At 66.8% G+C, this 14,011-nt stretch carries 13 protein-coding genes and 2 tRNA genes; 11 read left to right on the top strand and 4 right to left on the bottom strand.

The window, feature by feature from the left end:
* Window positions 1-105 precede the first annotated feature (105 nt).
* The 8 genes from ACIP5T_RS07435 (at window position 106) to ACIP5T_RS07400 (ending at window position 7,802) form a co-directional block, all read left to right on the top strand.
* A complete protein-coding gene (locus ACIP5T_RS07435) occupies window positions 106-2,697 on the top strand; it encodes a LuxR C-terminal-related transcriptional regulator (protein WP_400861942.1) in 2,592 nt (863 codons plus the stop codon).
* A 256-nt stretch (window positions 2,698-2,953) separates the two neighbouring features.
* A complete protein-coding gene (locus ACIP5T_RS07430; protein WP_400861941.1) occupies window positions 2,954-3,445 on the top strand; it encodes an FBP domain-containing protein in 492 nt (163 codons plus the stop codon).
* Between the two features lie 46 nt (window positions 3,446-3,491).
* Window positions 3,492-4,286 (top strand): enoyl-CoA hydratase/isomerase family protein, encoded by a 795-nt coding sequence (locus tag ACIP5T_RS07425; RefSeq protein ID WP_400861939.1) that lies wholly within the window; start codon window positions 3,492-3,494, stop codon window positions 4,284-4,286.
* Between the two features lie 112 nt (window positions 4,287-4,398).
* A complete protein-coding gene (locus ACIP5T_RS07420) occupies window positions 4,399-5,364 on the top strand; it encodes a hypothetical protein (protein ID WP_400861938.1) in 966 nt (321 codons plus the stop codon).
* Window positions 5,361-6,155, top strand: coding sequence for an inositol monophosphatase family protein (locus ACIP5T_RS07415; protein WP_400861937.1), 795 nt, complete (start codon window positions 5,361-5,363; stop codon window positions 6,153-6,155). The genes ACIP5T_RS07420 and ACIP5T_RS07415 overlap by 4 nt, the downstream gene beginning before the upstream one ends.
* Before the next feature lie 122 nt (window positions 6,156-6,277).
* Window positions 6,278-7,555, top strand: coding sequence for a peptidoglycan DD-metalloendopeptidase family protein (locus ACIP5T_RS07410; RefSeq protein WP_400861936.1), 1,278 nt, complete (start codon window positions 6,278-6,280; stop codon window positions 7,553-7,555).
* A gap of 67 nt (window positions 7,556-7,622) precedes the next feature.
* Window positions 7,623-7,694, top strand: a tRNA-Thr gene (locus ACIP5T_RS07405).
* Between the two features lie 34 nt (window positions 7,695-7,728).
* A tRNA-Met gene (locus ACIP5T_RS07400) sits at window positions 7,729-7,802 on the top strand.
* 219 nt (window positions 7,803-8,021) lie between these two features.
* Here ACIP5T_RS07400 and ACIP5T_RS07395 read toward each other — a convergent pair.
* The gene (locus ACIP5T_RS07395; RefSeq protein WP_400861935.1) at window positions 8,022-8,558 is read right to left on the bottom strand and encodes a hypothetical protein; all 537 of its coding nucleotides are present in this window, start codon (window positions 8,556-8,558) and stop codon (window positions 8,022-8,024) included.
* Window positions 8,559-8,647: 89 nt separating this feature from the next.
* Window positions 8,648-9,196 (bottom strand): GNAT family N-acetyltransferase, encoded by a 549-nt coding sequence (locus ACIP5T_RS07390; RefSeq protein ID WP_400861933.1) that lies wholly within the window; start codon window positions 9,194-9,196, stop codon window positions 8,648-8,650.
* 127 nt (window positions 9,197-9,323) lie between these two features.
* On the opposite strand from ACIP5T_RS07390, the gene ACIP5T_RS07385 reads away from it, so the two are divergent.
* The gene (locus ACIP5T_RS07385; protein WP_400861931.1) at window positions 9,324-9,506 is read left to right on the top strand and encodes a hypothetical protein; all 183 of its coding nucleotides are present in this window, start codon (window positions 9,324-9,326) and stop codon (window positions 9,504-9,506) included.
* 66 nt (window positions 9,507-9,572) lie between these two features.
* On the opposite strand, the gene ACIP5T_RS07380 is transcribed toward ACIP5T_RS07385, so the two are convergent.
* Both ACIP5T_RS07380 and ACIP5T_RS07375 read right to left on the bottom strand, forming a co-directional pair.
* The gene (locus ACIP5T_RS07380; RefSeq protein ID WP_400861929.1) at window positions 9,573-11,249 is read right to left on the bottom strand and encodes an MDR family MFS transporter; all 1,677 of its coding nucleotides are present in this window, start codon (window positions 11,247-11,249) and stop codon (window positions 9,573-9,575) included.
* Window positions 11,250-11,861 carry a TetR/AcrR family transcriptional regulator gene (locus ACIP5T_RS07375; protein WP_400861927.1) on the bottom strand — a complete coding sequence of 204 codons (612 nt, stop codon included), beginning with the start codon at window positions 11,859-11,861 and terminating at the stop codon, window positions 11,250-11,252. It lies immediately after the preceding gene.
* A gap of 105 nt (window positions 11,862-11,966) precedes the next feature.
* Between ACIP5T_RS07375 and ACIP5T_RS07370 the strand changes: the two genes are divergently transcribed.
* Both ACIP5T_RS07370 and ACIP5T_RS07365 read left to right on the top strand, forming a co-directional pair.
* Window positions 11,967-12,575: a TetR/AcrR family transcriptional regulator gene (locus ACIP5T_RS07370; RefSeq protein ID WP_400861925.1), complete on the top strand. Its 609-nt coding sequence runs from the start codon at window positions 11,967-11,969 to the stop codon at window positions 12,573-12,575.
* Window positions 12,572-14,008, top strand: coding sequence for an MFS transporter (locus tag ACIP5T_RS07365; protein ID WP_400861923.1), 1,437 nt, complete (start codon window positions 12,572-12,574; stop codon window positions 14,006-14,008). The genes ACIP5T_RS07370 and ACIP5T_RS07365 overlap by 4 nt, the downstream gene beginning before the upstream one ends.
* The last annotated feature ends 3 nt before the right edge of the window (window positions 14,009-14,011 follow it).

Below are 14,011 nucleotides of genomic sequence, written 5' to 3'. Positions count from 1 at the left end.
GGATCTACGATCGGATCGCGGAGAGTCGCGCGCTCTCGGGGGAGGCGACCGATGGGGCAGGGGCCAGGTGGACGTGCGCAAGATCGAGCGCGTCTTCCCCTGCACATGATCGAGCGCCCGAGGCTGACGGAGATCCTCGATCGCGGTCATGCCCTCACTGTCGTCAGCGGCCCGGCGGGCGGCGGGAAATCGGTTCTGCTCAGCCAGTGGGCGGCGGCGCAGCACTCGCGAGAGGCCGCTTCGGTCAGGCTCGGGTTCGACGAGAGCATCACGAATGAGCACCTCCTGCTTCGCGAGATCCTGATGCAACTCGTCGTCCAGGACCTGATCGCCGATCGGAGCGCCGCACGCTCGGCGCTTCGCGGGTTCGACAGTGTCCGGGATCCGGCGGGCGAGCTCGGACGCCTTCTCGCCGATCTCATTCGACCATGCATGATCCTGATGGACAACGCGGAGAGGGTCGACGAGAGAGCGCTTCTGACGGTGAGTCTCGACCTGCTCGAAATCGCACCGATGCTGCGGATCGTCGTGGCGACGCGTCGGTCGACCGTCGCCCGGACGCTGCAGATGCTCGCCTCCGCGGATGTCTGCATCGTCGGCCCCGCACATCTCCTCTTCACGTGCGACGAGGCTCGCGACGTGGTGCAACGTGTGTCCGGCCAGACGATCGCCCCTGGCGCGCTCGGCGAGGAGAGCACGCTGCCGCTCGCCGCTCGAGCGCTGGGGCTGACGCTCGCAACGCACCGCGTCCCCGTCGAGATCGCTGCCGTCGACGTGCAGGGACTGGGCGACGCTCTGATGGCCAGCCTGATCGGTGCAGACGTTCCTGCGGATTTCGAGGAGTTTCTTCTCAGAACGTCGGTGCCTGGTGGTGTGACGACCGAGATCGCCCAGCGCCTCGGATGGCCCGACGGCGGACGTGAGCACCTCGATCGTGCCGAGCTGTACGGCCTGGGCATGTGGGAGTCGGGTGATGAGGGTTTCGTCTTCGTCTACACGCCGCTGCTTCGGGAAGCGCTCATCCGCAGGCTCGATCAGCGGCCTGCCGAGACCGTGGCGCCGATCCGCCGAACCGTCGCGCTCTGGGCCGCCGAGCACGGTCGCCATCTCGAAGCGCTGACGAATGCGATGCGAGCGAAGGACTATGTTCTCGCGTCACGCCTGGGGCGCAAGTCCTGGTTCATCCTCACTCGCACGAGCCCGCAGGACGTCGACTCGTTGCTGAGACGAGAGAGCCCCCTCGTGCTCGCGCGTCATCCGCTGCTCGGCATGCTGCTCGCGCTGGTGCTGCTGCGGCTCGGGCATCGACTGCGCGCCTTCGCCTATTTCCAGAGCGCCGCCCTGTCGCTGCGCCGGCGCGGGCTCGACGACGATCCCGTCGAGCGATTCTGGATGCTCAGCGCGAAGACACTGGCGGAGCGCTTCGCCGGACAGTTCCGGCGATCGGGGGACACGGCGGACCTCGTCATGAAGGTCTTCGACGCGATGGATGCCGAACAACGCGCGCAGTGCGCGGGGTTCGCAGCGCTGCTGCTGAGCAACTGCGGGCTGAGCTACCTGCAGCTCGGGCGGATCTCGGATGCCATCGAGGTTCTCGAACTCGGCATGACCATACAGGTCGCGCATACGGTGATGATCCTCGAAGACGGCGTCGGATTGCGGATGCCCGATGATGACGGCGGCTGGTATCACTGCGCTGCGACGCTCGCCGGTGTCTATGCTCTGCGAGGACGACTCTCCGACGCCAGACGGGTCCTCGACGCGATCGACGACGCCGACCCGCCGCCGGTCTGGCGTGTCGAGCAGTTCGGGATACTCGAGCAGATCGCTCATGCGGTGATCGCGGTCGCGGCGCTCGACCTCGACGAGGCTCGGCGCCGGACGGACTCGATCGCGCATCACCTGGGCACCACCGAGCTCTGGCCGTACCTCGTCTGCATCCGGAGCGAGATCGACCTGCGCGTAGGGCGCAAGGCAGAGGCATCCTTCGCCATCACCCATGCGCTGGGGAGGGGAGTCAACTCGGCGGTCTCCGGCTATGGATCATCGAGGCTGACGGTCACTCAGGCGATGACATCCCTGGCGCTCGGCGATCAAGCAGCGGCTCGCCGGAACGTGGCCGCGCTGCCCGCGGACGATCCATCTCGAAGCGCCATAGAGGCTTTCACCGCTCTGCTCGCCAGAGACGACGCGCTCTCCTTCGCGGCCGCCGAGACCGCACAGTCCGAAGCAGGCACGGATCTCGGTCCGTTCTGTCTGGCCGCCGTGACGTCGGCGGCTGCTGCTGCCCGGCTGGGCAAACGCGAGGCGTCTGCCCGTGCGATGTCTCGTGCGGTCGCGGTCCTGCGAGAGGAACGTTCTCAGGCTCCGCTGGTGATGTTCGACCGAGCCGTCCTGGGTGAGGTGCGCGAAGTCTGTGCGCCGGCCGAGCAGGACTTCCTCGATTCGTACCTCGCGCGCGCATCGGACGTCTGCCCGTTCCCGGCATTGCCGCCCCCGGTCAGGCTCACGGCGCGGGAGCTCGCCGTGATGCGCGAGCTCCGAAAGACCTCGTCCACCGATGCACTCGCCGCGGCACTCTTCGTCTCGCCGAACACGGTGAAGGTCCAACGCCGGAGCGCATATCGCAAGCTCCGAGCGTCGAACCGCGAACAGGCGCTTCTACGCGCCGCCGAGCTCGGCCTGCTCGACGACTGAGAGACCGGTCGATGAGGCGCACCTCGCGTTCGGGTGTTGCGCGGTGCGCCTCAGAGTCGGGAGCGTGGGGAGGGATGAACCTGGGGGTTCGTGCTCTCGTCGACCTGTGTTCACGATAGGGGCGCGCTGACCTGCGTCCCCCGCGGGTGATTCGCAGACGCGGTATCTCACCCCGGAATTCACCCTGGTTCCTCCGATGCGGAGTCTGAATCCCCCAGCGCGCTCCGATCGCTCGAGGCGTTCATAGACTGGTCGAATGCGAGCGCTCACCGAGGCAGACATCCGTGCGTCCTTCGTCAACGCGGATGCGGACGAGCTGAGGGTGATGGAGATGCCGCTCGACCTCGTGCTGGTCGACTGGGACTACCTCGACTTCTTCGCATGGCGCGATCCGAGTGCGGGGCGTCGCGGATATGTCCTGACCCAGCATGACGGGGAGATCTCCGGAGTCGTCCTTCGAGTCTCAGACCCCGGCCGTGGGCGCTCGGGAATGTGCAACATCTGCCACACGATGCAGCCGGGAAACCAGGTGGCGCTCTTCTCGGCGCGACGTGCGGGCGAGGCCGGGGAGCGAGGCGACTCGGTGGGCACCTACATCTGCGCGGATCTGTCGTGCCACGAGAACGTGAGGCTCGCGCACCCGCTCGCCCCGAACGAGGTCAGGGCACCGGGGCAGGTGGACTTCCGTCTCGACGGGACCAGGCGACGTATGGAGGCCTTCGTGGGACGAGTGAGGCAGCCCGCCTGATCGCGGTTAGCCTGGTGGCATACGTCCTGTGCTCGAAGGAGAAGCCATGAACGACGCCATCCTGTTCGCTGTCGATGAGGGACTGGCCAGGCTCACGCTGAACCGCCCGGCGAGACTCAATGCCTTCAACGCAGACCTCGCGCACGCCTGGCGGGATGCGACGGCGGAGGCCACGTCCCGGTCGGACGTCAAGGCGATCCTGGTCGACGCGGCCGGTCCGGCGTTCTGCGCGGGCGGCGACGTGATCGACATGGCGACGACGATGGGGTCGGCCGACGACATCACCGCGCTCGCGGAGGTCATCAACACCGGCATCCGCTCGCTGACGGAGTCCGCGGTGCCCGTCGTCGCCGCAGCGCACGGGACGACGGCGGGCGGTGGGCTCGGCATCCTGCTCAGCAGCGACTATGCCGTCGTCGGCGCACGATCTCGTCTCGGCAGCCTGTACGCGAACATCGGGCTGACCCCCGACCTCTCGGTCTCGGCCCAGCTCGCCAGGGCGGTCGGGCAACGTCGGGCGCTGCAACTGGTGCTGCAGGACCGCATGCTGTCCGCCGCGGAAGCGGTGGAATGGGGCCTCGTCGCCGAGAGCGTCGAAGGCGCGGACTCGGCGGACGAAGCCGACCTGGTCAGATCCCGCGCCGAGGAGGTCGCGCGCTTCTGGTTGGCCGGGGCGGCAGAGGCCTACGGGCATGCGAAGCGACTCGTGCGGTCGCAGCCCGAGCGAACGTTCGCGGAGCAGCTGAGCGAGGAGGCTCGATCGATCGGAGCCGCCATGGCGACGCCGGACGCTCAGGCCCGGATCGCCGCGTTCGCAGCCTCGTCCGCGCGCAAGCGCTGATCATCGGGCCGGATCCGATTCGACGGATGTGTCCACGGATCGCGCTGTCGCTCCTGCCCCCGCGTCGGTGCATGCAAGGATGAACGCAACGCCGCCCAACGAGAGGAACGCGATGACGCAGCCGGAGATCGCCCAGGAGCCCCCTGCGCTGGTCGAGAAGAAGAACATGTCCCTGCTGATCAGGGGAGCGATCTGGATCGCCATCGGTGCGCTCATCGCCGCCGCGCTCGTCTGCGTCGTGTGGGTGCTGGTCGGTGATCAGGACGGGCTGATCGGCCGAGCCTTCCTCACCATCCTCCTGCTCGCCGCGTTCGCAGGAATCGCGATCCTCGAAGCGGGGCTCGCACCGAACCGTCCCGATTGGCTCGCGCTGTCGAGCATGGTCAGCTGGATCGTCGCTCTGCTCGTCGGAGCCGTCAAGATCTGGCTTCCCGAGGACGATCAGTTCTTCACCGGTGCAGAGCGCTTCTTCCAGCTGCTCCTGGTCGTGGGAATCCTGCAGCTCGCACTGCTGCATGTGCGGCTGTTCACTCCGGCCGCACAGCGCCACGTGACGACGTTCACCCGCATCATCTACATTGCGACGATCGTGTTCCTCGGCGGACTCGTGGGAATGCTGATCTTCTTCCTCACCTTCCCGCACACCTTCGAGTACGGCGAGCTCTATTGGCGCATCGTCGTCGCGCTCACGATCCTCGCGGCGGTGGGAACCACATTGATCCCCCTGCTGAACGCGCTGTTCGCGCCCCGTAAGCCTGCGGGCGCTCGTGCTGCCGTCGCTCACGGCGTCGCCTCCGCTCCCGCCTGGCCGACCTACGCCGACGGTCTCACTCCACTGCCGGTGCTGCCTGACGGGTCGCCGGACTGGAACGCCTATTACACGGGGCATCCGTCGAGTCAGCAGCCTCAGGCCCCGCAGCACGCGCTGCCCGTCGCTCCGGCTCCGCAGCCGTTCCCGGTCGCACCCTTCCCGGCTGCCCCCGAGCCGTACTCGCAGGTGCAGCCTGCGCCTCCGGTGCCGCAGGCGCCAGAGGCTCCCGCTGCCTACCCGCCGGCCCCGCCCTTCCCGCCCCAGTGAGCCTCGAACGCGAGCTCGTCGACCTCGCCTCTCGAATCGCACGCGAAGCCGGTGACCTGGCACGCACGCGTCGGACCGAGGGCGTGCACCTCGCCGCGACGAAGTCCACGCTCGCAGACATCGTGACCGAAGCCGACCGTGAGGTCGAAGCGCTCATCCGGGAACGGCTGCGCGTCGCTCGACCCGGTGACGGCTTCCTCGGTGAGGAGTCGGAGGCCGAGCGGGGCGAGAGCGGAATCACCTGGGTCGTCGACCCGATCGACGGCACGGTGAACTACGCCTACGGCATCCCCTCCTACGCGGTGAGCATCGCGGCGGTGCGTGGCAGCGCTGTGGCGGGGGAGTGGGAGGCGCTCGCCGCGGCCGTCTACGCCCCGGCATCCGAAGAGCTCTTCACCGCGGCACGGGGACACGGCGCGTTTCTGGGTGAGGTGAAGCTCGCGGTCACGGACGAGACGCCGGCCGGAGCACTGCTGGCCACCGGATTCGGCTACGACCCGGCGACGCACGACGGCGACCTCGCCACCGTGCGCAGGATCATGCCGATCGCCCGGGATCTCCGACGGGCCGGTTCGGCGGCGCTGGATCTCGCCTTCGTGGCCGCCGGACGCCTGGACGGCTACTTCGAACGCGGCCTGAAACCCTGGGATCATGCGGCGGGTGCTCTGCTCGTCACCGAAGCGGGTGGCGGCGTCTCCCTGATCGACCTCGACTCGGCGAGACCGATGCTCATCGCGGGCGGAACCGAGGTCCACCGTCGAGTGCTCGATATTCTTCGAGATGAAACGTGAACGATTCATGGCATTCACAGGTGGATCAGGCTAGGGTTTATCCGATCGTTACTTTCATCGGCCCGAATCGGTGAAGGTCGTAAGCGCCCCCGAGCTTGACGTTAAACCCGAGAGAATCTGACTTGCCCTTCGAGAATTCACAGGCTGCCTCTGCGCCCACGCGCCGTTCCAGCCGTCCCCGCACTGCGGCCTTCGAGGCCTCCGCGGCAGGAGTGACGGAAGCCGTCTCCGAAGCTGCACCCGTCTCCGAATCCGCGTCCGTCGCGTTCGAGACCCCGACTTCGCGCCGCGCGGCCCGCCAGCGACTGAACACCGCAGAGGTGTTCATCGCAGCGACCGCCGTCGCCGCCGCGTCAGCAGCATCCGACTCCGCAGACGTCGTCCCGGTCGAGCCGACTGAGGCTCCCGAGATCGTCGTCGAGCCGGTCGTCGCCGAGTCTGAGGCCGCGCCCGCATCGGTCGACCAGGACGAGTCCGAGCCGGTGCGCTCTGAGCGCGACGACGCCGGCCGCGATCGTTCGAGCACCGACGACGCCTTCGAGACCGCGGCCCGCGCGTTCCGTCGCGTCGCCTCGGAGAGCGCGTCCGAGCCGACAGCCGAGCCTGAGGGCGCTGCCGCTGAAGAGACGCCTGTCGAGCATGTCGCCCGCCGCCGCCGCCCGTCGGCGCGCAAGTTCCTGACGGTCGGAGCGACCGTCGGCGTGATGAGCCTCGCCGGACTGCTCGCGGTCGGAATGACTCTTCCCGCTGAGGCCGTCGCCGCAGTGCAGGGATCGCCCTCGCTCGCGGCCACGTCTCTCGTCGCCGCATCGGGCGCCAAGTCGGCGGACACCGCCGACGATGAGATCCAGGCGTTCGTCACCTCCTCCGATGTGCAGAACGAGTCGCTTGCGCGCTCCGACAGCTTCTCGACCGTCTCCCTGATCCAGGTGGCATCCGAAGAGGGCATCAACTACTCCAACGAGGTCTTCACGAACGACGCCGAAGCCGCCATCCAGTGGCCCTTCAAGGTCGGCGTGGGAATGAGCTCGGGATACGGCATGCGCTGGGGCCGTCTGCACGAGGGCATCGACTTCGTCCCCGGCGAAGGCGCGCCCATCCAGGCGATCGCCGACGGCGTCGTGCGCACCGCCACAGAGCAGGGTGGCGCCTACGGTGTGACCGTCTACATCGATCACGTGATCGACGGACAGATCGTCACCAGCCACTACTCGCACATGCAGTACGGGTCGCTGCAGGTCAAGGCCGGGCAGACCGTGAAGGTCGGCGACATCGTCGGGCACACCGGAAACACCGGCCGTTCCTACGGCGCGCACCTGCACTTCGAGATCATCATCAACGGCGGGACGATCGACCCGCTGCCCTGGTTGCGCGAGAACGCGGGTCGCACCTCGTATTGACACCTCGATTTCATGAGGACGCCACAGTGATGGTATTCTCGTGTGGTTGCCCCGCGAGGGGCAGCACGCCCCGATAGCTCAGTGGCAGAGCACTTCCATGGTAAGGAAGGGGTCGTCAGTTCAATCCTGACTCGGGGCTCACAGCGTTCGTATCTGCGATGCGGATGCGGTGTGGCAGGGTAGCTCAGCTGGTCAGAGCGCACGACTCATAATCGTGAGGTCGCGGGTTCAAGCCCCGCTCCTGCTACAGATGAAAACCCCCGGGATTCCCGGGGGTTTTTGCGTATTCGGCGGGTTGCATGGAGCGGTGGCGGCAGGGGGTGTGCCAGTTTGTGCCGGACGCGGCTCGAGGTGAACGATCGCTAGCCCCAGTCGGTGGCTGCGCGATAGACTTGAGATACGGCGGGCAGTAGCCCTCGGAGCCTGGCAGTCTTCCGGACGGTAGACGAGCCAGGCTCACGTGTTTCTAGAGTCGGATGACCCGTGAATCGACGATCGCGTCGACCCGACGGATCCAGTCGCCGCCGTTGGAATAGCACCAAGCGACGGCGTCACTCACCCAGAGCAGCGGATGCTCGTGAGGCGCGACGTGTCGGTACTGCAATTCTGATGATCCGGCGCGACGCATCACTTCCGCGATCAGTCGACGGTCCGCTCGCTCAAGAGATTCGTCTCGTTCGATGATCAGTAGTTCGGCACCGCTCTTGACCGCCTCCGCAACAAGTGCGCCGAGAGACAGCGGTCGAGCCTCTTTGTCAGGTCTACGTTTCACAATCCAGACGGAGACACGCACATCGAGCGCACACATGCTCGAGAGGATCTGTCGTCGCCGGCTGTCGCTTTCGCTCTTGAAGTGGATGCGCCGCTGGCCTGGCTTGAGAAGGTCGCGCAGGGCTCGCTCGGACCGGCGTAGGTCTCCGATAGCAGTTGCGGTTGCCGCAACGTAGTATCCGCGCGCCTTGGACTCGTCGACATAGACGCGGTCGGCTGGGCGGAAGGTCACGGGTCAACCGTAGACTCAGGCTCGGACGTGCAAGCGGGCGCGAGACTATCGCAGTCATCCAGGGGATAGTGGAGCTGTGAGAACTTTCATTACTCGTTCAGGCGAGCGATGAGCTGCGCATACATGTACATATCCCGCGGCTGACCGTCGATCCTCTGCCAGGCTTTGAGAAGACCCTCGCGCTCGTAGCCTGCGCTCTCGGCCACGCGCCAGGAGCCTTCGTTGGCCGGCTCCACATAGAGCTCGAGACGGTCGAGGCGTTCGAGAGTCGATGCCCACGACGTCAGGGTGGCGAGAGCGTCGGCTGCATAACCGCGTCGGCGGTGGGATGCAGCGACCCAGTAGCCGATGCTCGCACGCGTGCTGCCGACGGGGAAGAGGCCGATGTGGCCGACCGCCCGGTCATCGAGGTCTGCGATCGCGAACGCGTACCCCGCGCCCGACTCGAGCCTCTGATGCTGACGATGGATGAATGCCAGGGCGGCGGTCTCGTCGGACGTCCGCGGGACCGTGGTCACGAGCGGGATGAGCGTGTCGCGCGATGCCTCCTGGACCAGGGCGGTGTCCGTGTCCCGCCATGCGCGGAGCCGCACATGTGTGCCGGAAAGGGTCGGAAGGACGAGAGGGACATCGCTCATGATCCGATGGTCGCATGGCGACCATCCGATCGAACGCGGCGCGGCGCGGGGGATGTCAAGGGGATGCCGTCTCGGCGCTCGTCTCAGTCACACTGATGGTCCGATACCCCGGACGATAGGAGCGATCATGTCAGACCCCCAGGCAGGACCCGACGAAGGTGCCGAGATCGACGCGACGGGCGTGGACGCCGACTTCGTGACGAACGACCCGGATCCCGAGATCGACCCCGCGACTCCGGGCGAGGATCAGAGGGCCGACGGAGACAACGCCGATCACCCCGACGAGCTCGAGGTCGGCGACCTCCCCTGACCCTGCAGCGAACACGGGCCCGCTCCTCGATGTGAGGAGCGGGCCCGTGTTTCTGTGGGAGCGACGTCAGCGAGCGCTCGGCGGCGCGTCGCTGTCGACCGCGACGCGGCCCTCACCATCCGGTCCGGCGGTGCTCCGGATGACCGTGCCTCGTTGCTCGGCTTCCAGGCGCTCGGCCTCCTCGCCGCTGATGGCCTCGCCCCGGGCGACGAGCCCGGCTTGATCCGACAGCGGAATCTGCTTGAGGAACAGCGACAGCACCAGCGCGAGAACGATGAACGGCACGAGGAACCAGAACACCGGTGCGAGAGCATCCGCGTAGGCCGTGACGATTCCATCTCGCACCTCATCCGGAAGCGCGTTGAGCGTCGCCGGGTCGATCGTCGACGCGGCCTGCGACGCATCTTCCGGCGATGCGCCGGCATCGGCGAAGACGCCGAGCAGGTTCTCGGTCAGACGCGTGGTGAAGATGGTGCCGAACACTGCGGTGCCGAGCGACGCTCCGACCTCGCGGAAGTAGTTGTTCGTGCTCGTCGCGGTGCCGATCTCGCCGGCGGGGACGGCGTTCTGCACGACCAGGACGACGACCTGCATGATCAGGCCGAGCCCGGCGCCGAACACGAACAGGAAGGTGCAGATCAGCCAGATCGGCGTCTCGGCGGAGAGGGTGGTCATCGACACCATCGCGATGCCGGTGAGGATCGTGCCGACGATCGGATAGACCTTGTACTTCCCGGTCTTCGAGATCGCGATGCCGGAGAAGATCGAGGTGCCGATCAATCCCACCATCATCGGGATCATCAGCAGACCGGATGCCGCGGCTGATGTGCCGGACGACATCTGCAGGAATGTGGGCACGAACCCGATCGCCGCGAACATGCCGATGCCGAGCACGAGTCCGATCGCGGTCGCGTTGACGAAGATCGGATTGCGGAACAGGCTCAGCGGGATGATCGGGTCCTGCACCTTGGCCTCGGTGAGGACGAAAGCTGTCGCGGCGACGATGAGCCCGGCGCCCCACGCCCAGGTCGCGAGGGAATCCCAGCCGAACTCCTTGTCCCCTCCGAAATCGGTGAAGAAGATCAGGCAGGTGGTCGCGATCGACAGGAAGATCACGCCGAAGATGTCGATCGGCTTCTCTGCCTTCTTGCTCGGCAGCTTCAGCGCCACGAGGGCGATGATGAAGGCGGCGATGCCGACCGGGATGTTGATGTAGAACGCCCACTGCCACGTCATGTGGTCGACGAAGAAGCCGCCGAGGAGCGGGCCGGCGACGGCGGACAGACCGAACACGGCACCGAGCGGGCCCATGTACTTGCCGCGCTCGTTCGCGGGGACGATGTCGGCGATGATCGCCTGAGACAGGATCATCAACCCACCGCCACCGAGCCCCTGCAGGGCGCGGAACGTGACGAACATCCAGAAGTCGGTCGCGAAGGCGCAGCCGACCGAGGCGAGCGTGAACAGGGCGATCGCGACGAGGAAGAGGTTGCGGCGGCCGAGGACGTCGCCGAATTTGCCGTAGATGGGCATGACGATGGTCGTCGCCAGCAGGTAGGCGGTGGTGATCCAGACCTGGTGGTCGACGCCCCCGAGCTGTCCGACGATGGTCGGCATGGCGGTCGAGACGATCGTCTGGTCGAGGCTCGAGAGCAGCATCCCGGCGATCAGGGCGCTGAAGATGATCCAGATGCGCCGCTTCGTGAGCAGGAAGGGTGCATCCTTGGTGGCAGTGGCGGACATTCAGTCGGCTTTCTGTGACGGTGCGAACACGGTGCGAGCGATCTCGAGCCGGCGGCTGACGAGGTCGCTGAAGGAATCGGTCGAGTGGTGGTGCAGCAACTGGTCCATGCACAGGCGCACCAGCGCGCCGACCGAATGGACGAGGACCTCGGCGCGCAGCTCGGCATCGTCGCCCTCGCCGGTGCGCTGCACGATGATCGTCATGTCACGCCGCTCGTTCTTCGCGATCTGCTCGAACACCGCTTTGAGCAGCCGAGGCTCCTGCTCGATCACCGCGAAGAGGGCAGGAGCGTCATCGAGCGGATTGAAGAGCTCGAAGCGGGCGATCGTGAGCCGGATGAAGTCGTCGAGCAGGTCGCCGTTCTGCCTGGCGAACTCCGCCTCCAGCTTCTCCTGCCGCGGGTCGACCGCGGCGAAGCCGAAGACCGCGTTCTCCTTGCTCTCGAAGTAGTTGAAGAACGTCCTCCGCGATACACCGACCTCGGCGCAGAGCTCTTCGACCGTGAACCCGGCGAATCCCTGCTCGGCGGTCAGGCGTCGGGCGGCGTCGGTCAGAGCGCGCGACGTCTCGCGCTTGCGCTGGTCTCGCAGTGAATCTGCACTCTCGCTCATAGAGTGCAATATTGCACTTCAAACCTAAGAGTGCACTGTGAGTGCTGCTCATTTCGTGGCCGATCCGTAACACTTACGAAACACGCCGTATCGTATCGTTGGGCCATGGCATCCGATCAGACCGAGAAGTCCGGCCGTCCCACCGATGAGGACCTGACGCGACGCATCCTGGAGAGCGCCGGCGAACTCCTTGGTCGGCGCGGGTATCAGGCGCTCAGCGTCGAGCAGGTCGCGAAGGCGGTCGGCTGCGGCAAGACCGCGATCTACCGCCGATACGCCGACAAAGGCGCGCTCGTCGCCGCCGTCCTGCGGTCCCAGGTCGAGATCGGGGCGATGCCCGACCTGGGGAGCGTCCGCGCCGATCTGCTCGAACACGTGCTGCAGAACCAGCGCAACCAGGAGATCTCTCCCGAGCAGGGCCACGGGCTGCGCGCCATGTTCGAGCCCGATGTCTTCCCCACTCTGTGGGACTCCTTCTTCCAGCACCGCCGTCGGCAGGGCGTCGAGATCATCGATCGCGCCATCGCCCGAGGCGAACTCCCGGAGGACGTCCACCACGACATCCTCCTCGACACGATCGCCGGGCTCACCCTGTACCGGCAGTCCGTCAAGCGCATACACATCGATCAGCGCCACTACGTCGACATCATCGACGCTCTCGTCAGCACCCCGCCGCGTCGCCTTGCAGACGCCGATGAACAGGCCTCCCCTTGACCACTGACACCCCACCCCTCACCGCATCCCTGCCGAAGGTGAGCGCCCGCGCCGTCGTCGGCTTCCTCGTCTTCTGCGAACTCGCCAGCGGATTCGTCCAGGGGTTCTACGCCCCTCTGCTGGGCGAGATCGCCGGCCATCTGCGGGTCTCCGACTCCGACATCACGTGGTTCCTCACCGTCCAGACACTGGCCGCGGCCGTGTGCGTGCCTCTGCTCTCCAAGCTCGGAGACATCTTCGGGCATCGTCGAATGCTGCGGATCGCCGTGGTCGCGGTGCTCATCGGCACGCTGGTCACCGCATTCCTGCCGAGCTACCCCCTGGTGCTCGCCGCTCGCATCCTGGTGGGACCGCTCGCCGTCTGGCTGCCCCTCGAGATCGCCCTCGTGCACAACCGCATCAAGGGCGAGACCGCGCGCACCTCGATCGGCCTGCTCGTCTCCTGCCTCACGGGAGGCGCGATCCTCGGAATGATCTCGGCCGGAGTGTTCTCGGCTCTGCTGCCGACCCTGACCCTGACCCTGCTCGTGCCCGTGCTGTTCGTCGCGGTCAGCGTCTACGCGGTGTTCTTCAAGGTCCCGGAGTCCACGACCCGGACGGGCGCGAAGATCGACGTCGTCGGCTTCATCGGCATCGGCCTCGCGATGGTTCTGCTGCTGTTCGGCCTCCGTCTCGCATCCAGCGACGGGTTCGGCTCCGCGTCGACCATCGTCACGCTCGCCGCCGCAGCCGTGATTTTCGTGTTGTGGGTGCTGTGGGAGCTGCGCGTGGCTTCTCCGGCCATCGACGTGCGACTGATCGTCTCGCCCCGTCTCGGCCCCGTCTACCTGACGGCGTTCCTCTTTGGCATGGTCATGTTCGGTGCGCAGGCGCCGTCGACCACCTTCCTCACGGCCGATCCGGACGTGTCCGGGTACGGCTTCGCGGCGACGGCCGGGACGGCTTCGGCGGTCACGGCGGTCGTGACGATCCTCGCCACGGTCGGGGCGGCGACGTTCGCGCCGATCGCCCGTCGGATCGGCATTCGAGCGGTCCTCGTCACGGGCGCGGTGCTCGCGGCATCCGGATCTCTCATCCAGATTGCGTTCCACGATGAGCTCTGGCAGATCTTCGTGATCTCGGCGATCAACGGCATCGGCATGGGGTTCCTTCTCGGAGCGCTCCCCGCGCTCGTCGCCGAACTGGCCCCGAGCGACTCGACCGGCATCGCGACGGGCGTGTACAACTCGCTGCGCACCCTCGGAGGCTCCGCGGCCGGTGCGGTGTTCGCGGTGCTGCTCGCGGGATTCACGGCGTCCGGATCCCTCAGCTCGTCGATCGGCGGCTACATCACGATCTGGAGCGTCTGCGCGGGTGCCTTCATCATCGCCGCCCTCGCCCTCGCCTTCATGCGGATGCCGCGCGAGACCGACTCCTCCCTCACGAAAGGCTGACCC

Origin of the sequence: Microbacterium sp. NPDC088619 (assembly GCF_044752825.1) — a bacterium.
Classification (GTDB): domain Bacteria; phylum Actinomycetota; class Actinomycetes; order Actinomycetales; family Microbacteriaceae; genus Microbacterium.
The sequence above is the reverse complement of the archived record's forward strand: the minus strand, read 5'-3'. Positions and strand labels throughout refer to the sequence as shown.